Source organism: Haloarchaeobius amylolyticus (assembly GCF_026616195.1).
Taxonomy (GTDB): Archaea; Halobacteriota; Halobacteria; order Halobacteriales; family Natrialbaceae; genus Haloarchaeobius; species Haloarchaeobius amylolyticus.
In genome coordinates, this window is the sequence record NZ_JANHDH010000001.1 from 1,569,127 (window position 1) to 1,585,800 (window position 16,674).

A 16,674-nucleotide genomic window follows, 5' to 3' on the forward strand; every position below is an offset into this window, starting at 1 on the left:
TGCCACGCAGAAGGGGTCCCGGCCTAATCGTCGAGCACGAAAGGCGTGCCGCGGTCAGTGCTCGCCGGTCGTCAGCGACCGGAGGATGTCACCGTACGCCGGCCGCGTGATGAGCACCCCGATGAGCACGCCGAGGATGGTCACGATGGCGAACCCGCGCAGGTCACCGAGCGAGAGCACCGCCAGCGGCGACATCGCGATGATGGTCGTCGCCGCGGCCGCGCCGATGACCCAGAACGCCTTGCGGAAGCGCGACTGGAAGACGCGGGTGGAACTCACCCCGCCCTCGTCCATCACCTCGTCGGCGATGATGATGAGGTCGTCCACCCCGGTCCCGATGACCGCGATGAACCCGGCGATGTGCGAGAGGTCGAGCGGGAGCCGCACCGCCGCGACGAAGCCGAGCAACAGCACGACCTCGGCGAGCGCGGTGAGTATCATCGGCAGTGCGACCTTCGGGTCACCGTAGCGCAGGTAGACGACGCCGCTGACCGCCAGCACCGCCACGATACCGGTCAGCAGCGAGTTGAGCTTGAAGCGCTCGGCCAGTGCCGGTTCGAGCGTGAACACCTGGGACTCCTGGAAGTCGAGCGGGGCACGGAGCGCACCGGCCTGCAGGTCGACCGAGACCTCGCGGGCCTTCTCGCGGGCGTCCGGACCGGCACCCGTGGTCATGACGAACCGCGGGTCCTCGGCGAACTGCCCCGACTCGATGGTGTTCGCGAGGCTCGGGGCGACCGAGAACGTACTGGTCACGTTGCCCTCGGAGACGAGGACCAGACAGTGGCCCTCCTGGTTGCGCTGGTCGCCGCCACAGGCCCGCGACCCGGCGCCCTCACCGGTGAAGCCGGTCTCCTGCATGACGCGGGCGAACTGCTGGGCGCCCTGCTGGTTCAGGACGACCGGCACCTGCCAGGTGTCCGCCGAGCCGCTGGTGGTGGCAGGGTCCGGCTGCTCGGGCGCGCCGACGTTCTTCAGGTCCTCGTAGGTGATGACCGCCTGCTCCTGCATCGTCCCGTTCGGGCCGGGATAGCGGGCGTAGACGGTCACGACACCACGGTCGCTGATGAGCTCGCGCAGCTCCTCGGGCTCCTGGTTCGGCGCCTCGACGACGATGTAGTTCGTCCCGTCGACGGTCGTCGCGGTCGTCACGGACCCGGCCGTCAGCCCGGTCGCCTCGAGCTTGCGCTCCAGGACGCGGGTGATCTGGTTCCGGGTCGCCTCCGTGACGCCCTCGCGCACGTCGTCGGCCGTCACCTGGCCGCCGCCGGCCGCCTGGATGCCGTTCTGGTTGAGCGCGGAGACGAACTCCGACTCGCCGACGGACCGGTTGAAGACCTCCGCGGTCCCGGCGCCGGGGCGCAGGTAGACGTCACGCAGCGGGACGCCGAGGTCGTCCGCGATCCCCTGGCGAGCCTGGCTGATCTCGCTCGACTGGCCGAAGTTCTCGTAGCTCACGTCCTCGGCGGTCATCCCGACGACCGGGGCGCGGATGCGCGTCCCGCCGTCGAGTTCGAGACCGTACTGGAGGTTCGAGGGACCGGTCGCGCCGGCGATGAGGCCGGGCGTGAACAGCACCGTCCCGCTCCCGACGAGCAACACGACGAGCGCGATGACACGCCAGTTCTCGCGGACGTTCATTGCGGGTTCACCTCCCCGAGCTTGTACCAGCGAAGCAGGCTGAGGTTGAGCATGTAGGTGTTGACGAGGTCCGCCGCGAGGCCGAGGACGAGCACGAGGCCGATGGAGGCCATCAGCTCGATACCGAACAGCGTCGCGACGACGGTCATCACGGCCATCGCGGCCATGGAGGTGATGGTCATCGTCACACCGGTCTGCATCGCGCGGTTGACGCTGTCGTAGAACCCACCGGAGCGCCGGAGGACGTGGTTGTTCAGCAGGATGTCCGAGTCCACCGAGTACCCGATGAGCATCAGGAGTGCCGCGACCGTCCCCAGCGAGAGCTTGATGCCGAGGAGGTTCATCGCGGCCAGCGGGATGACGATGTCCGAGAACGCCGAGACGACGATGGCGATGGACGGGATGAACGAGCGGAAGAAGACGAACGCCAGGATGCTCATGCCGAGGAACGCAGCGAACAGGCCCTGTGCGGCGGTCGTCCGGGCGCTGCTACCGAAGCTCGGCGAGGTCGTCTGGCGCGACTGGATTATCTCGCACTCGTCGGGGTTCGAACAGGTGGCCTGCAGGTTGGCCTGCGCCTGGTCGGCGAGGTCGGTCCCTTCGCTCTCGGGGCCGAACGTCAGGATGTAGGTCGGCTCCGTGATGGACGGGCCCTGCACCCGCTGTTTCGAGATGATGTCCTCCTCGAAGGCCGCGTCGAGTTCGCTCCGCGGCGTATCCGTCTGTACCGTGAGTTCGGTCCCACCGGTGAAGTCGGTGCTCAGACCGACCGGTGTCCCGAACATGACGTACCACCCGAGTATGACCACCAGGGCGACGGCGAGTAACGCGAGGGGAACTGCCGCCAGCTGGCGGTTCGAGTACCGGGTGTAGTCTACTTCCGGTACCTCGAACTTGCTCATGGAGGGCGGTCCGGTATCGGCCCACCTAAGCCTTCTTATCTCCGCCCCCGGGACGTGTAGAATCCACGCACTCACGGGGGACCCTTTTGGGCGGTGGCACCGTATCCCCCGATATGAGCCAGTACGCCACCCGAGTCGTGCTCTCGTACCCCGCCGACCTGTCGAGCTGGAGCCGCGACCAGGTCGCCACGTCGCACTTCAGGGCGTGGCTGCGCCGGACCCGCGAGACCGCCACCGTCGGCGACATCTGGGAGGAGTTCGTCGACGTTGGCTGCTGTGGCAGCACCTACGACGTGCCCCTCAAGGTCGAGGCGGTCGAGGGCGGCGCAGCGATGGGGCCCGACACCGACATCGAGTACACGGTGCGCGAGCAGTGTGACATCGGCGGCGGCTGGGAGGTCCAGAGTCAGGCCGGGCCGGCGACGGAGTGACCAGCGTGCGACGGAATAAGGAGTGACTCAGTCCGGCAGGTAGCGCACGTTCAACACGCCCTCCTCGACGGAGCGCCGGACCTCGACCCGGACGGCCTGCACGCGCGCCGCGCGGGCGATGGTCTCCGGGTCCTCCAGGACGTCGGCGGCGGCCTGCTCGGTGTCCTCCGGCGGGACCGAGAGCACGTGGATCTCGCCGGTCCCGGCGCGCTCGACGCGTTCGACCTCGCCGACCGACTGGTCCGCGGCGATGTCCATCGCCTGCGTGGTCGGGGAGAGGTCGCTGTCGACCAGTTCGACGGTCCGGCGGAAGTCCTCCTCGACGACCTCCCAGACGACCTCCATCGGCGGGACGGGCGCGATGGTCGCGCCGACGACCTGGTGGCGCTCGTAGCCGTCGTTCTCGTCGATGGTGTGTATCTGGCCGGTGTCCACGTCGCGCAGGACGACCGACCCCTCGTCGGCTTCGGTCACGAGGAACGTCGCGGTCTTCTCGCTCATGTGCCGAGGCTAGCGGTCAGGCCTTTTCCGGGTTTCGTCGTCGCCCGAGCAGCAGCATCACGACGCCGACGACCAGCGGCGGGAGCGGACTGGAGAGCGGCGGCATCTCGTAGAGGAGGCTGACGACGGGCGCGAACAGGCCGCTGGGGGTGGGCCGGGTGACCGTCTCGCCGTCGAGGGTGAACTCGGCCGGCATCGAGATGACCAGCGCGAGGTAGAGCGAGAGCAGGAAGACGAAGCCGGTCACGGCCATCAGCAGGTCGTACCGGGTGTCGCCGCCCTCGCGGCGGTGGCGACGGGCGACGAACAGGACCGGCGCGAGGATGGGCGCGACCACCAGCAGGCCGAAGAAGATGTAGAACGACCGCAGGAAGGTGAACGTCCCGCCGGCCGTGCCGAGGGTGTTCGCGACCTGGACGGCCAGTGCGGCCCCGAAGTAGAACGTGAGGACGACGCCGAGCAGGCCACCGAGGAGCGCGTAGAGCTTGAACAGTCGCGAGTCGCTGGCCCGGAGGGCGTACGGGAAGGCCCCGATGACCCCGTCGTAGGTGTTCTCGCCGTCGGCTGTCATCGGGTGGACTTGGGCCGAGAGGGGCAAAAGCGGCGCGGTCCACGGTCGGTTCCCGGCGGGCGCGCGACCGAGTCGGCACCCATCACCAGCGTTTTGTCGTTGCCCCGAGCGAGACTCGATATGTACGTCGACATCGGGAACGCGCTGGCCGAGGAGGCGTCGCCGGGTATCTCCCGGGACGCGCTGGAGCGCCTGGACACACAGGTCGCCGCGGCGCACGAGCGAATCGAGGCAGGCATCGCGGACCACGAGCACGGGTACGCCGCGCTCGACCTGCCCCGGACCGTGGACACCGACGCCATCGAGAACGCGGTCGCGCCCTTCGACGACAGCGAGGCGGTCCTGAACGTCGGCATCGGCGGGAGCGCGCTCGGCGCGGCGACCGTCGCCGACGCCCTGGAGAGCGACGTGGACGCCTACTTCCTCGACAACGTCGACCCCGAGCACGTCTCGGCGCTGCTGGCGGACCTGCCCCTCGAGAAGACGACCGTGAACGTCGTCTCCCGCTCGGGCACCACCGCGGAGACGCTGGCGAACTTCCTCGTCGTGCAGGACGCGATGGAGTCCGCGGGCGTGGACTGGACCGACCGGACCTTCGTCACGACCGGCGAGTCGGGGCCCCTCCGGACGCTCTCGGACCGCCACGACCTGCCCTCGCTCCCTGTCCCGGACGGCGTTCCGGGGCGGTTCTCGGCACTCTCGACGGTCGGGCTGGCCTGTGCGGCCATCCAGGGCCACGACCTGGACGCGCTCGTCGCCGGTGCCGCCGACCAGCAGGCGAAGCTCTCGGGCTCGCTGTTCGACTCGCCCGCCTACGCCTACGGCGCCATCTCCTACGCCCTGGACGTCCGGGGCGCGTCGGTCAACGCGATGATGCCCTACGCCGAGTCGCTGGAGACCTACGCCGAGTGGTTCGCCCAGCTGTGGGCCGAGAGCCTGGGCAAGGACGGCCTCGGACAGACGCCAGCCCGGGCGCTCGGCGCGACCGACCAGCACTCCCAGCTCCAGCTCTACCGCGCCGGCCCCCGCGACAAGATGGTGACCCTCGTCCGCCCCCGCGAGTACGACGACACCACCATCCCCGAGACCGAGTTCGACGACCTCGCGTACCTCGGCGGGAAGGGCCTCGGCACCCTGCTCGACGCCGAGTTCGAGGCCACCGAGGCCAGCCTCGCCGCCGCGGGCCGCCCGAACGTCCGGGTCGAACTCGACCGCGTGGACGAACGCGGCGTCGGGTCGCTCCTGTACGGCATGGAGGCCGCCTGCGTCATGGCCGGCGAACTCTACGGCGTCGACACGTTCGTCCAGCCCGCCGTCGAGTGGGGCAAGAAGGCCGCCCGCGGCCTGCTCGGGGGCGGCGACTTCGAGGAAGCCGACGCCGTCGCCGCGAAGACCGAACTGCGCATCGAGTGAGGGCTGTCTCGGCCCCAGATTCGGCCCTGTGCGGCCTATCCACCATAGCAGAGAGCCTATAGTTCTCCGTTCGCTACCACCGGTATGGACGATTCGCTCGTCGACCGCTCCGGGTCCCCCTCGCCACCGAAGGTGACGCCGGCCATGACGGCGAAGACCGTGTTCCGGTTCGCCCTGCTCGGGTTCGCCTCCCTGCCGGTCCTCGTCGCGTACCAGCTGGTGCTCTACGTGGGCGCCGTCTCCGTGTTCGGCCCCATCCCGACGACCGGGCCGCGGGCACAGATCATCTCCGTGCTCAGCCTCGGCCTCGGGACGCTCACGCTGGCCGTCGCCTACCTGAAGTACTCCGACCGGGAGTGGTCGTTCGTCGACCTCCGGTTCCCGACGCTCCGTGACGTGGGCTGGGCCCTCGGTGGGTTCGTCATCCTGCTGCTCGGGTTCGTCGCCATCACCTCGCTCATCAACGCGCTCGGGCTCTCGACCGCCCAGCACAGCACCGCCCAGCAGGCCCAGCAGGGCGACCCCGCGCTGTTGCTCCCGCTCATCCCGCTCTCGCTGCTCGTCATCGGGCCGGGCGAGGAACTGCTCTACCGCAACGTCATCCAGAAGTCGCTGTACGACCACTTCAGCCGGGTCGGCGCGGTCGTCGTCGCCAGCGCCATCTTCGCGCTGGTCCACATCCCGGCCTACGCGACCGGCGGCGGTGTCGGGGCGATGGCGACCTCGCTCGCGGTCATCTTCGTGCTCGCGCTGGTGCTCGGCGGGGTCTACGCCCGGACCGACAACGTGCTCGTCCCGGCGTTCATCCACGGCGCCTACAACGCGCTGTCGTTCGCCGCCACCTACGTCGACCTCACGAACACGCCGGTCGAGAACGCCATCGTCACCCTCGCGACGCTGGTCTGAGGAGTTCTCCGTCTTACGGCCGTCTGACGAACCTTTTTCGACGTTCACTCCGTTACGTACTGGTGTATGACGAAGCGGTACTCCGTCGTCTGCGGTGAGGACGTGAGCGACCAGATCGAGGCTCTCGCCCGGGAGTACGACCTCACCGAGCAGGCGGTGCTCCGACAGCTCATCGAGCGCGGCCTCGAACAGGTCGAGAACTAGGGGGCGGTTCGAGGGCGGTCAGTTCGAGGGGTTCTTGCGGGACAGTTCGCTCCCGCAGATGGGGCACCGGTCCTTGTTCTCGTCGAATTCGCGGCCACAGCCGGCACACTGGAAGCGCCAGTCGCGGCGCTCGTCGATGCCCTCGCGGGCGATGACCTCGACGGCGAGGTTGAGCTTCTCGGCGACGTTCTGCATGGCGTAGTCGTCGGTGACGAGCGTCCCGTCGAGTTCGAACGTCGCGGCGACGAGCCGAACGTCGGTGTCCGAGAGTACGTCGAGGTCGCCGGTCTCCCGGGCGGCCCGGCGCACGCGCTCCGTGGTCTCCTCGTCCGGGATGTGGACGTGCATCCCGGCGCCCTCCATGGCGTCGTACCGGTAGACGCTCTCGTCCTGGAGTTCCTCCCGGACCATGGGGATGGTGGCGGTGTCGTTGGACGTGTGATACTCGTTGATGAACGCGGAGGAGTCGAGAACGTACATTTACCGCTGGACGACGATGTAATCCTTCACGGCCTGCACACGGTCGACGGGGACGCGAAAGCGCCCGCTCTCGTCGCGGTCGTAGTCGATGGCGCGGGTCGGTGTCTCCTCGCCCGGCTCGACGACGAGGTCGTTCAGTCGGCCGCTCTTCAGGTCCATCGTGATGTTGTACAGCATCCCGAGTTCCGTTCCGTCAGACCCCATGACGGACTTCCCCGAGAGGTTCTCCGCGAGTATGTCGGACATACCACCTTCTTCCCGACGGGTGCTAATAAACGCCACGGGGACCAGCCGATGCGACCGTGGGCAGGGGAACGGAAGCGACAACTGCCAGATAGCTCGTGTACCGTGACCCCTGTTCACAGAGGCTTGACGACCGTGACGATGGAATTAAATGCCGTCCTGAGTACTCTCAGATAAGAACCTTCTAGGGTGTTCGCCATGTCTGATACAGATTCTTCCGAAACCGACTCAGCATCCAACACGCTCAGGACACCCATCGTGGCTGTCCTCGGCCACGTGGACCACGGCAAGACCAGCCTCCTCGACAAGATCCGCGGCTCCGCCGTCATCGAGGGCGAGGCGGGCGCCATCACCCAGCACATCGGCGCGACCGCGGTTCCCCTCGACGTCGTCTCGCGCATGGCCGGCTCGCTCGTCGACCCCGACGACTTCGACCTCCCCGGCCTGCTGTTCATCGACACGCCCGGGCACCACTCGTTCACCACGCTTCGCTCGCGCGGTGGTGCGCTGGCCGACATCGCCGTCCTCGTCGTGGACGTGAACGACGGCTTCCAGCCCCAGACGCTGGAGGCCATCGACATCCTGCAGAACACCCAGACCCCGTTCATCGTCGCCGCCAACAAGGTCGACACCGTCCCCGGCTGGAACGCCAACGAGAACGCGCCCATCCAGCAGACCTACGAGGCCCAGTCCGACCGCGTCCGCGGCGACCTCGACGAACGGCTCTACTCCATCATCGGCGAACTCTCGGACAACGGCTTCTCCGCCGACATGTACTGGCGGGTCCAGGACTTCCAGAAGAACGTCGGCGTCGTCCCCGTCTCGGCGATGACCGGCGAGGGCATCCCGGACCTCCTGGCCGTGATGATGGGCCTCTCCCAGCGCTACATGAAGGAGGCCATGGCCATCGACGTGACCGGCCCCGGCGTCGGGACCGTCCTCGAGGTCAAGGAGGAACGCGGCTTCGGCGCGACCATCGACCTCGTCCTCTACGACGGCATCGTCCGCGAGGACGACACCATCGTCGTCGGCGGCGAGAACGAACCCATCGTCACCGAGGTCCGGGCGCTCCTGCAGCCCCGACCCCTCGCCGAGATACGCACCGAGTCGCGCTTCGAGCGCGTCGACGAGGTGAAGGCCGCGGCGGGTATCAAGGTCGCCGCACCCGACCTCGACGAGGCGATGGCCGGCGCGCCGGTCCGGGTCGTCCGCGACCGCGACCTCGACGACGTCATCGCCGAGGTGCAGGCCGAACTCGCCGACGTGGCCGTCTCCACCGGCGAGGAGGGCGTGGTCGTCAAGGCCGACACCCTCGGCTCGCTCGAGGCCATGGCGAACGCCCTCGAGGAGGCCGAGATTCCCATCGTCCGCGCCGAGGTCGGCGACATCGCCCCGCGCGACGTGAGCGTCGCCTCCACGGCGGACGACGACCTCCACCGGACCATCCTCGGCTTCAACGTCGACGTGCTGAAGGACGCCGAGAACCGCGCCGACATCGACGACGTGCGCATCTACACGGACGACGTCATCTACCAGCTCATCGAGGAGTACGAGGAGTACGTCGAGAGCACGAAGCAGGCCCAGCAGGACACCGTCCTCCAGAACATCGCCCGGCCGTGCCGGTTCCAGATCCTGCCGGACCACACGTTCCGCCAGAACAACCCGGCCGTCGTCGGCGTCGAGATCCTCTCGGGCACCCTCCGCAAGAACCAGAACGTCGTGAAGTTCGAGGGCAACGAGCCGAAGCGCGTCGGCGAGGTCAAGGGCATCCAGGAGCAGGGCGAGGACGTCGACGAGGCCCGCGCGGGCAACCGCGTCTCGGTCGCCATCGACGGCCCCACCGTCGGCCGGCAGATCGAGGAGAACGACGAACTGTGGATCGAACTCCCCGAGAAGCACGCGAAGATCCTGGAGCAGGAGCTCAAAGAGGAGATCCCGATGGACGAGCGCGAGGCGCTCTCGTTCTACCTCGAGAAACGCCGCAAGGTCGACCCGTTCTGGGGCAAGTAGCCCCCTCGGGCCGACACGATTCCGCGCTGTCTCTTCCCCGGCACGTGGGACGACCCACGAGGTCGCAGATAGGTGACGGCCGATGCACTCCCCCCAGAGGCGGCGCAGCCGACCCGTTGCGACCTACGTGGGGCTTGTGACCGTCCCCGTATCCGCTATCGGCTTTCGCTGTACTGGTCTTTATCAGGTGTCGCGCGCGTCTCCCGCCCGTCAGCAGTCGATACGGTCCGTCGTCTCGCCGCGGGGTCGGCCGTACCGGGCCGCGAGTTCGTCGAGTTCTCGCGCGAACGCCGCGTCGAGCCGTTCGACCTCCCTGCGGCCCGCGTCGGTGAGGATCCAGTCGGTGACGCGGGCGTCGTCGGACGTGCGAGAGTAGTCGCCCGGGTCGGTCGGGTCGCCGTCGTCGGCCAGCGTCCCGAGGTCGTACCGTGGGTCCCGGAGTTGTGCCGGGGTGAGGTCGGCGACGCGCTGGATCAGTCCCTTCTCGGCGAGCTGTGAGAACGTCCGCCGGATGGACGATTGCTGGACCAGCGGGCCAGCGTCGCCAGCACGGGGTCCGACGTTCCCGTAGTTCCCGCGCTCGATGACGGCGGTGAGCGGGTCGAGCACCCCACCGACGGTCGTCGGAACGTATCGTTCGGGGGTTTCGCCCACCATGCAGTGCAGGATGGTGCGCTCGATGTGCCCGCGTGTCATCGGGTCGTCCGGGGTCGATTCGCCTGGGTCGACAGTTTCCGTATCGTCTGTCATACCAGATGGTACGGAGTTGCGTTACATTAAGTGTGTTTGATGGTACGTACCACCCCACACGAGGAGTTCACAGCAACAGCAGGGCGACCGCGAGCGCGTTGCTCACGCCGTGACAGAGCATCGGCACCGCGAGGTTGTGGGTGCGGGCGTACACCGTCCCCCAGACGATGGAGATGGCGAAGAGCTGGGCGAGCGCCATCCCGACGGCGGCGGGGGTCCCGGAGTACATCGGCAGGTGCGCGAGCGCGAAGACGGCCGAGCCGACCATCACCGCGCCGGCCGTGGTGAACGAACGGTCGAGGTTGCGCTGGATGACGCCGCGGAACATCAGCTCCTCGATGGGACCGTTGACGAGCAACACCAGCGGGAGGATGGAGAGCAGGAGGCCGGTGCCGCCGACGGCGGCGTAGGCGGTCAGCGTCTCCTCGGCCACCGGGAGCTCGAAGTACCACGCCATCGCGACCACGCCCATCTCGACGGTCCCGGTCGCCGCGATGCCGAGGATGACGTGCCTGATGTCCGAGTCCGAGAGCCAGTAGAGGTCCATCCCGCGGATGCCGTCGCCGAACCCCTCGAGGATCAAGAGCGCGACGAGCAGGTAGCCGAGGTAGCCCGCGACGAACAGCAGGACGAGGTCGGTGACGGCCTGCCCGGGCAGGAGGACGAGGACGGCCAGTCCGACCGCCGAGGAGACAAGCGACCCGATGACCGCGACGCCGACCGCGAGGTGGACCGCGAGCCGGCGCGACCAGCGGACGCGCCCGGGGTCGCGGCCGGTGGCCTCGAACGATTCGAGGGCGTAGCGGTACGAACCGTCGGTCACGAGCACCAGCAGGCCGAGCAGGAAGCCGCCGACGAGCAGCAGGTCGAAGCCGGTGAGCACCAGCGCCGGGCCGGCCGCGACGAGCACCGTCGTGACGACGAGGTGGTAGACGATGGCGGTCACCGAGGGCGCGACGCTCTCGACCCGGGCGAACAGCCGGACCGGGGTGTACCGGGGCGCGAGCGACCCGACGCCGAGGGCGAAGGCCGCGCTGGCGAGCGTGAGCGCCAGCCAGTAGCCCCCGAGCGCCGCGGCGTCGACCAGCGACAGCGGCCCCAGCGCGAGCAACAGCGTCCCGACCAGCACGAGGGGGACCCCGACGACCACGCCGAGGAGCAGCCGCGCCCGGAGGACGACCGCGGTCGGCAGCGTCGCCAGCAGGTGCTGGGCGAGCATCTCCTCCTCCTCGCCGAGGGGGTTCAGGCAGAACAGCGCCCCGGCGAGCCAGACCCCGAGGAGGACGAACGACGCGCCCACGAGCGCCAGCGCGAGCGACGGGTACACCACGGCCGGGACGACCAGCGTCCCGAGCGCGAACAGGTAGTAGAACACGAACCCGTGGCGGTGCGGGGCGCGGACGGCGCGCCACCAGAGCCGGGTTGCGACCCGCCGGGTGGGAGAGGCCGCCGTCACCGACTGCGAACCGGCACGCGTCCGGGTGTCGCCCGACAGCGGCGCGTCACCGTACCAGAAGCTCGGCGAGAACACCGAGATGACCGTCAGGCTGCCGGGGATGGTCAGCACGACGGCCACGGCCGCGACCAGCGTCGCGGTCGTCAGGGTCTCCACCGCGGGCGTGCCCACGAACAGCAGGTCGGCGTACCACGAGAGCCGCGAGAGTGGGTCGCCCGCGGGCAGCGTCGCGACGGGGATGGAGACCGGTGCGAAGGTCTCGCCGCCCCCGCTGCCGGCGGTGGCGGTCGGGGCCGGACCGTGGACCGCGATGCTGCCGGCGAACGCGACGAGGCCGCCCGCGACGACCGCCGCGGTCACGCCGCCCAGTGCGCCCAGCAGGGACCGGAAGGTGGTCGGCAACGGGACGTGGCGCAGGCCCAGCCGGACCAGCAGGCCCAGCGCGTAGCCGAACAGGATGGCCGCGACGAACAGCACCGCGACCGCGACCGTCCCGACGACGGCGAGGACCGGCGACCCGGCGCCGACGGCGACCGCCAGCACCAGCACCGTCGCCGGCACGAGGAAGACCACGGTCCACTCGAACAGGTCGGCGAGCAGGAGCCCGCGGACGAGCGTCCGCACCGGGACCGCGGTCAGCATCATCTCTCTGGCGTCGAGCGAGAGCACCCGCCGCCCGGCCTGGATGGCGCCCAGCACGACCACGAAGACGACCACGCCGGGCAGGTAGTACCGGGCGGCGCTGACCGTCGCCGGGTCGCCGGCCGCCAGCGACCGCCCGACCGCCATGGCGCCCTGCACGAACAGGACGAACACCGGCGCGAGCAGCACGAGCGCGAGCACGAGCAGCGCCTCGTGGTGGCGACTCCCGACGTACCGGCGGCCGTGCCGGCGGACCTCCGCGCCAGCGATACGCCAGGCGACGCCCGCCACCCGCCGACCGCGGACGCTCATCCCACCGCCTCCCGCGGCGTCATACCGGTGCCTCCGACTGGTCCGCCGTCAGGTCGAGGAAGACGCGTTCCAGCGAGCGCTCGCCGTCGGCGACGCGCTGGGTCAGCTCTGCCGGCGTCCCCTCGGCGACCAGTCGCCCCTGGTGGAGTACGCCGACCACGTCCGCCAGCTCCTCGACGACCGAGAGGGCGTGCGAGGAGAGGAAGACGGTGGTCCCGCCGTCGGCCAGCCCGTCGATGAGGTCGAGCACCTCGCGGGCCGCCCGCGGGTCCAGCCCGCTGGTCGGCTCGTCGAGGAACAGCACGTTGGGCTCGTGCAGCATCGCCTGCACCAGCCCGACCTTCTGGCGCGTCCCCCGCGAGTAGGACTCGATGCGCTCGTCGGCCACGTCCGCCAGCCCGACCTGGTCGAGCAGCGCGTCGATGCGCGTCGCGGCCGCCGCCGGCTCCAGCTGGCGCAGGTCCGCCACGAACCCGAGTTGCTCCCGGGCCGTGAACTCGTCGTACAGCGGCGGCTCGTCCGGCAGGTAGCCGACGTGCGGTTTGACACCCTCGCGGTCCGCGATGGACACGCCGGCGATCGAGGCCGTCCCCGCCGTCGGCGGGACCAGCGTGGTCAACATCCCCATCGTCGTGGTCTTGCCCGCCCCGTTCGGCCCGAGGAACCCGTAGACGGTCCCCCGGGGCACGGCGAGGTCGAGCCCCTCGACGGCGACGACCGACCCGTACACCTTCCGGAGGCCGGACGCTGCTATCGCCAGTTGCTCATCCCCCCGTATCATACCCAGAGACTAGCGACGGGCAGAAATAGTCCATATGCTCCTACACGTTGCTACGCGAGGGTGAGGACACTTCGAGAGCCGAGAACGCGACCTAACGTCGAAGTGAATCGGTTCGCCGAGAGGTCCGGGAAAGGCCGACTATCGCGCCGTGGGCGTGACGGAGTCCTGGACGGCCTGCTTGACCTGCAGGGCCGCAGAGGCCGCGAGCCCCCGGGCGACCTCCGCCTGCTCGTCGGGGTCGATGCAGTAGTCGTCTCCCGCCTCCTCGAGGTTCGGCGTGAAGCCGGCGCTGACGGGGTGGCCCGCCGGCGGCCGGACCGCCACCGTCGCCTGCGGCCCGCCGACGCCCTGGGTCACGTCGCCGTTGACGACGTACTCGTCCGGGAGGAACGCCCGGGTCTGGGCCGCGATGGCCGTCACGTCACGGCGAAGGGCCCGTGTCTGGTCGGGAGAGAGCTCCGGGACGTCCGCGTCTGCGCGTTTCCCGGCCTGCGTACTGCCCGGGAGTCCGGCGTACGGGTTGTTTCCGTTCATAAGAAGTCGCTACCGTCCGTAGTGGTAGAACGGATAAAAAGGGTTCGGCTACCGTACCTCCCGCTCAGAGCAGCGGCTCGCTCCCGCCGTAGACCGCCAGCACGACCGCCGTCGTGTAGGTCCCCGGTTCGACCGACGCGCTCTCGACCTTGACGTGTGGGTCGCCGAAGTCCCAGTCGCGCAGTGCCTGCCCGGCCGCGAGGCCGCGGCGGACGCGCTCGTCCACGTCCGCGGCGTCGGTGTCGCCCGACGCCTCGTAGAACAGCCCGCCCTCGGGCGACTGCGCCCAGCCCAGGCCCGCGCTCACGTGGCCGGGTTCGGTCGACGTCGCCCGGGCCTGCACGACGGTCAGGCGCTCGCCCACCGGTCCGAGGTCGGCCGCGGTGCCGACGATCTCGACCTCGGCGTCCCGCGGAATCACCGAGGAGACGGCGACCAGATTGTAGTTCTCCACGCCGGCATCGGCGAGCGCCGCGTCGTAGGAGGACATCTCGGTCGGGCCGGTCGCGTGGCCCCAGACGATGCGGATCGGCTCCATGGCTGGGGGGAAACGCTACGCAGAAAAGGGGATTGCGATTGCGCGGTCGGAGTCCTCTGGTCAGTAGTGGTACGTCGCGTGCCCGGCCGACGGGACGTACTCGCTGCCGTCGTCGCGCTCGATCTTGTCGAGCGCCTCCTGGAAGTCCACCTCGCGGACCTCGGTGCGGCCCTCGCGGATGGCGAACATCCCGGCCTCGGTGCAGACGCTCTCGATCTCCGCACCGGAGTAGCCGCTGGTGCGGTCCGCGAGCGCCCCGAAGTCCACGTCGTCGGCGACGTTCATGTGCCGCGTGTGGATGGCGAAGATCTGCTCGCGGCCCTCGCCGTTCGGCTCGGGCACCTCGATGAGGCGGTCGAACCGGCCCGGCCGGAGGATAGCGCGGTCGAGCATGTCGTAGCGGTTCGTCGCCGCGATGATGCGGATGTTCCCGCGCGCCTCGAAGCCGTCCATCTCGGAGAGCAGCTGCATCATCGTGCGCTGGACCTCGGCGTCGCCGGAGGTCTTGGACTCGGTGCGCTTGCTCGCGATGGCGTCGATCTCGTCGATGAAGATGATGGCGGGCTCGCGCTCGTTCGCGAGTTCGAACAGGTCACGGACCAGCCGGGACCCCTCGCCGATGAACTTCCGGACGAGTTCGGAGCCGGCCATCTTGATGAACGTCGCGTCGGTCTCGTTGGCGACCGCCTTCGCGAGCATCGTCTTCCCGGTGCCCGGCGGCCCGTAGAGCAGCACGCCCGACGGCGGCTCGATGCCGACCTCGGCGAACTTCTCGGGGTCGATCAGCGGCTCCTCGACGGCCTCGCGCACCTCGCGCACCTGCTCGTCGATGCCGCCGATGTCGTCGTAGACGACGTCCGGGCTGGCGTCGACCTCCATCGCCTGCGCCCGCGCGTCGGTCTCGTTGTCGAGGATGGTCTGGATGGAGAACGAGTCGTTCACGGCCACGCGGTCGCCGGCCTGCAGCTCCTCGGCCATGCGCCGCGAGACGTCCGTGAGGACCTCCTGATTGTTTCCGTGCTGCTTGACGACCGCCTCCTGGTCGTCCTCTTCGAGCTCCTCGACCGTCGCGATGTAGAGCGACGAGGTCTTCAGCGCCTCGTTCTCGCGCTCGGTCTGGTCGACCTCCTCCTTGAGGTCCTCCCGACGGCTGTGCGCCGAATCGAGCTGGGAGGAGAGTTGCTCGTGCACCTGCGACACCTCGGCGAGGTGCTTCTTGAGAGCCATCAGACGCTCGTCGTCCGACATCTCCGGGTCGAGGTCGAGCCGGGGGCGGTCGGGCAACGAAGGACTCCGGGACATGAGTTATCGGTCGTATGCGTGGCGCGTAAAATAGCCTTTGGGTTGGGGAGAGTCCGCTGTCCAAAAGGTTGATTTTCGTTCGTCTGCTGGTGGTGTGGGGTCGGCGGTCGTTCGGTAGTGGGTGAGGTCACCACCCCTCGATTTCAGTTCTCACAACCCGGCGAGCCGTGTGGCGCGCGGCGGAGTCGGCCGAGGGAAGATGCGAGTGCGGTGCTGTGCGGAGCGGGTTCCATCTGCATCGGCGCGAGCGATATGCTCGCCAGCCAGGTACCCACGATCGACTGCCACGAAGGTCAGCCCACGGAACCCGCAACGCGACCCTGTTGTAGCCCTCAGCAGGGTCTTTCTCCCGAGTGATACCGGCGATATAGTACCGCCCACAGTATTTTATCGCTTGCTGAGAGGCACACCAGTATGTCGCCGAGAGAAGACGACAGCGACCCACGAACCGTCGTCTACAACGGTGTTGCTGTTCCGACCACCGCTCCCGAGGAAGGACGCGACTACCGGCCGGCGTTCGAGGAGGGGACGAGTGGGGAGTTACGGCGCGAGGTGCGTCGAGGTGACGACGTCGTCGTGGTCGGCGGTGGGAGAGGGATCACGACTGTCGTCGGTGCACGGATGACACAGTCAGACGGGTCTGTCACGACGTTCGAGGCGAACTCCGAGATGCTGGAGACGCTTCGACGGACGGTTCGGGTGAACCGTGTCGCCGATTCCGTGACGCTCGAACACGCCGCCGTCGGCCCCATCTCCGAACAGGCCGAGTCCACGTTCGGGCCGGGCGATGGTGAACGGCTGGACCCGTCCGCCCTCCCTTCGTGTGATGTGTTGGAGCTCGATTGTGAGGGAAGCGAGATCGAAATCCTCGAAGGGATGAACTGCCGCCCGAGGGTGGTCATCGTCGAAACACACGAACCGATCGGGGTCCCACCGGAAGACGTCGCACCGATACTGGAGGCGCGAGGCTACGAGATTACGAATCGAACGCCTGCGGGAATGCACGGTGAGCTCACGGTACTCACCGCCGTTCGACAGGAGGACGGAGCCCGGTAGA

At 68.9% G+C, this 16,674-nt stretch carries 18 protein-coding genes; 6 read left to right on the forward strand and 12 right to left on the reverse strand.

The features are described from left to right. Window positions 1-54 precede the first annotated feature (54 nt). Together NOV86_RS08135 and secF are read right to left on the reverse strand one after the other, a co-directional pair. The gene (locus NOV86_RS08135; protein WP_267640841.1) at window positions 55-1,641 is read right to left on the reverse strand and encodes a preprotein translocase subunit SecD; all 1,587 of its coding nucleotides are present in this window, start codon (window positions 1,639-1,641) and stop codon (window positions 55-57) included. Further along, on the reverse strand, window positions 1,638-2,543 hold the full coding sequence (secF, locus tag NOV86_RS08140) for a protein translocase subunit SecF (RefSeq protein WP_267640842.1): 906 nt from the start codon (window positions 2,541-2,543) through the stop codon (window positions 1,638-1,640). The genes NOV86_RS08135 and secF overlap by 4 nt, the downstream gene beginning before the upstream one ends. 113 nt (window positions 2,544-2,656) lie before the next feature. On the opposite strand from secF, the gene NOV86_RS08145 reads away from it, so the two are divergent. Beyond that, on the forward strand, window positions 2,657-2,974 hold the full coding sequence (locus tag NOV86_RS08145) for a DUF7968 family protein (protein WP_267640843.1): 318 nt from the start codon (window positions 2,657-2,659) through the stop codon (window positions 2,972-2,974). A 27-nt stretch (window positions 2,975-3,001) separates the two neighbouring features. Here the strand turns inward: NOV86_RS08145 and NOV86_RS08150 are convergent, their stop codons facing one another. Then, window positions 3,002-3,475 (reverse strand): DUF5812 family protein, encoded by a 474-nt coding sequence (locus tag NOV86_RS08150; RefSeq protein WP_267640844.1) that lies wholly within the window; start codon window positions 3,473-3,475, stop codon window positions 3,002-3,004. 16 nt (window positions 3,476-3,491) lie between these two features. After that, entirely contained in the window at window positions 3,492-4,046 is a 555-nt protein-coding gene (locus NOV86_RS08155) for a DUF8056 family protein (protein WP_267640845.1), read from the reverse strand. Between the two features lie 120 nt (window positions 4,047-4,166). On the opposite strand from NOV86_RS08155, the gene NOV86_RS08160 reads away from it, so the two are divergent. The 3 genes from NOV86_RS08160 (at window position 4,167) to NOV86_RS08170 (ending at window position 6,569) form a co-directional block, all read left to right on the forward strand. After that, entirely contained in the window at window positions 4,167-5,459 is a 1,293-nt protein-coding gene (locus NOV86_RS08160) for a phosphoglucose isomerase-related protein (RefSeq protein ID WP_267640846.1), read from the forward strand. Between the two features lie 84 nt (window positions 5,460-5,543). After that, a complete protein-coding gene (locus tag NOV86_RS08165) occupies window positions 5,544-6,365 on the forward strand; it encodes a CPBP family intramembrane glutamic endopeptidase (RefSeq protein WP_267640847.1) in 822 nt (273 codons plus the stop codon). A 66-nt stretch (window positions 6,366-6,431) separates the two neighbouring features. Then, on the forward strand, window positions 6,432-6,569 hold the full coding sequence (locus tag NOV86_RS08170) for a CopG family transcriptional regulator (protein WP_267640848.1): 138 nt from the start codon (window positions 6,432-6,434) through the stop codon (window positions 6,567-6,569). An 18-nt stretch (window positions 6,570-6,587) separates the two neighbouring features. Here the strand turns inward: NOV86_RS08170 and NOV86_RS08175 are convergent, their stop codons facing one another. Beyond that, window positions 6,588-7,049 carry an NOB1 family endonuclease gene (locus tag NOV86_RS08175; RefSeq protein WP_267640849.1) on the reverse strand — a complete coding sequence of 154 codons (462 nt, stop codon included), beginning with the start codon at window positions 7,047-7,049 and terminating at the stop codon, window positions 6,588-6,590. Beyond that, window positions 7,050-7,295 (reverse strand): PRC-barrel domain-containing protein, encoded by a 246-nt coding sequence (locus tag NOV86_RS08180; RefSeq protein ID WP_267640850.1) that lies wholly within the window; start codon window positions 7,293-7,295, stop codon window positions 7,050-7,052. Between the two features lie 195 nt (window positions 7,296-7,490). On the opposite strand from NOV86_RS08180, the gene infB reads away from it, so the two are divergent. After that, window positions 7,491-9,302: a translation initiation factor IF-2 gene (gene infB, locus NOV86_RS08185; RefSeq protein WP_267640851.1), complete on the forward strand. Its 1,812-nt coding sequence runs from the start codon at window positions 7,491-7,493 to the stop codon at window positions 9,300-9,302. Window positions 9,303-9,512: 210 nt separating this feature from the next. Here the strand turns inward: infB and NOV86_RS08190 are convergent, their stop codons facing one another. The 6 genes from NOV86_RS08190 to pan2 all read right to left on the reverse strand — a co-directional run bounded on the left by NOV86_RS08190 (window position 9,513) and on the right by pan2 (window position 15,617). Further along, window positions 9,513-10,052 (reverse strand): hypothetical protein, encoded by a 540-nt coding sequence (locus NOV86_RS08190; RefSeq protein ID WP_267640852.1) that lies wholly within the window; start codon window positions 10,050-10,052, stop codon window positions 9,513-9,515. A 67-nt stretch (window positions 10,053-10,119) separates the two neighbouring features. Continuing rightward, the gene (locus tag NOV86_RS08195; RefSeq protein ID WP_267640853.1) at window positions 10,120-12,462 is read right to left on the reverse strand and encodes a CPBP family intramembrane glutamic endopeptidase; all 2,343 of its coding nucleotides are present in this window, start codon (window positions 12,460-12,462) and stop codon (window positions 10,120-10,122) included. 19 nt (window positions 12,463-12,481) lie between these two features. Next, on the reverse strand, window positions 12,482-13,243 hold the full coding sequence (locus tag NOV86_RS08200) for an ABC transporter ATP-binding protein (RefSeq protein WP_267640854.1): 762 nt from the start codon (window positions 13,241-13,243) through the stop codon (window positions 12,482-12,484). A gap of 138 nt (window positions 13,244-13,381) precedes the next feature. Then, on the reverse strand, window positions 13,382-13,777 hold the full coding sequence (locus NOV86_RS08205; RefSeq protein ID WP_267640855.1) for a DUF5811 family protein: 396 nt from the start codon (window positions 13,775-13,777) through the stop codon (window positions 13,382-13,384). Window positions 13,778-13,841: 64 nt separating this feature from the next. After that, window positions 13,842-14,315: a pyruvoyl-dependent arginine decarboxylase gene (locus NOV86_RS08210; protein WP_267640856.1), complete on the reverse strand. Its 474-nt coding sequence runs from the start codon at window positions 14,313-14,315 to the stop codon at window positions 13,842-13,844. A 60-nt stretch (window positions 14,316-14,375) separates the two neighbouring features. Next, the gene (gene pan2, locus NOV86_RS08215) at window positions 14,376-15,617 is read right to left on the reverse strand and encodes a proteasome-activating nucleotidase Pan2 (RefSeq protein ID WP_267640857.1); all 1,242 of its coding nucleotides are present in this window, start codon (window positions 15,615-15,617) and stop codon (window positions 14,376-14,378) included. A gap of 414 nt (window positions 15,618-16,031) precedes the next feature. Here pan2 and NOV86_RS08220 point away from each other — a divergent pair, with 414 nt between their 5' ends. Next, window positions 16,032-16,673: an FkbM family methyltransferase gene (locus NOV86_RS08220; RefSeq protein ID WP_267640858.1), complete on the forward strand. Its 642-nt coding sequence runs from the start codon at window positions 16,032-16,034 to the stop codon at window positions 16,671-16,673. The last annotated feature ends 1 nt before the right edge of the window (window position 16,674 follow it).

Coding starts and splice junctions, on each gene's coding strand:
- NOV86_RS08135 (WP_267640841.1), bottom strand. CDS start 1,641: ATGAACGTCCGCGAGAACTGGCGTGTCATCGCGCTCGTCGTGTTGCTC.
- secF (WP_267640842.1), bottom strand. CDS start 2,543: ATGAGCAAGTTCGAGGTACCGGAAGTAGACTACACCCGGTACTCGAAC.
- NOV86_RS08145 (WP_267640843.1), top strand. CDS start 2,657: ATGAGCCAGTACGCCACCCGAGTCGTGCTCTCGTACCCCGCCGACCTG.
- NOV86_RS08150 (WP_267640844.1), bottom strand. CDS start 3,475: ATGAGCGAGAAGACCGCGACGTTCCTCGTGACCGAAGCCGACGAGGGG.
- NOV86_RS08155 (WP_267640845.1), bottom strand. CDS start 4,046: ATGACAGCCGACGGCGAGAACACCTACGACGGGGTCATCGGGGCCTTC.
- NOV86_RS08160 (WP_267640846.1), top strand. CDS start 4,167: ATGTACGTCGACATCGGGAACGCGCTGGCCGAGGAGGCGTCGCCGGGT.
- NOV86_RS08165 (WP_267640847.1), top strand. CDS start 5,544: ATGGACGATTCGCTCGTCGACCGCTCCGGGTCCCCCTCGCCACCGAAG.
- NOV86_RS08170 (WP_267640848.1), top strand. CDS start 6,432: ATGACGAAGCGGTACTCCGTCGTCTGCGGTGAGGACGTGAGCGACCAG.
- NOV86_RS08175 (WP_267640849.1), bottom strand. CDS start 7,049: ATGTACGTTCTCGACTCCTCCGCGTTCATCAACGAGTATCACACGTCC.
- NOV86_RS08180 (WP_267640850.1), bottom strand. CDS start 7,295: ATGTCCGACATACTCGCGGAGAACCTCTCGGGGAAGTCCGTCATGGGG.
- infB (WP_267640851.1), top strand. CDS start 7,491: ATGTCTGATACAGATTCTTCCGAAACCGACTCAGCATCCAACACGCTC.
- NOV86_RS08190 (WP_267640852.1), bottom strand. CDS start 10,052: ATGACAGACGATACGGAAACTGTCGACCCAGGCGAATCGACCCCGGAC.
- NOV86_RS08195 (WP_267640853.1), bottom strand. CDS start 12,462: ATGAGCGTCCGCGGTCGGCGGGTGGCGGGCGTCGCCTGGCGTATCGCT.
- NOV86_RS08200 (WP_267640854.1), bottom strand. CDS start 13,243: ATGATACGGGGGGATGAGCAACTGGCGATAGCAGCGTCCGGCCTCCGG.
- NOV86_RS08205 (WP_267640855.1), bottom strand. CDS start 13,777: ATGAACGGAAACAACCCGTACGCCGGACTCCCGGGCAGTACGCAGGCC.
- NOV86_RS08210 (WP_267640856.1), bottom strand. CDS start 14,315: ATGGAGCCGATCCGCATCGTCTGGGGCCACGCGACCGGCCCGACCGAG.
- pan2 (WP_267640857.1), bottom strand. CDS start 15,617: ATGTCCCGGAGTCCTTCGTTGCCCGACCGCCCCCGGCTCGACCTCGAC.
- NOV86_RS08220 (WP_267640858.1), top strand. CDS start 16,032: ATGTCGCCGAGAGAAGACGACAGCGACCCACGAACCGTCGTCTACAAC.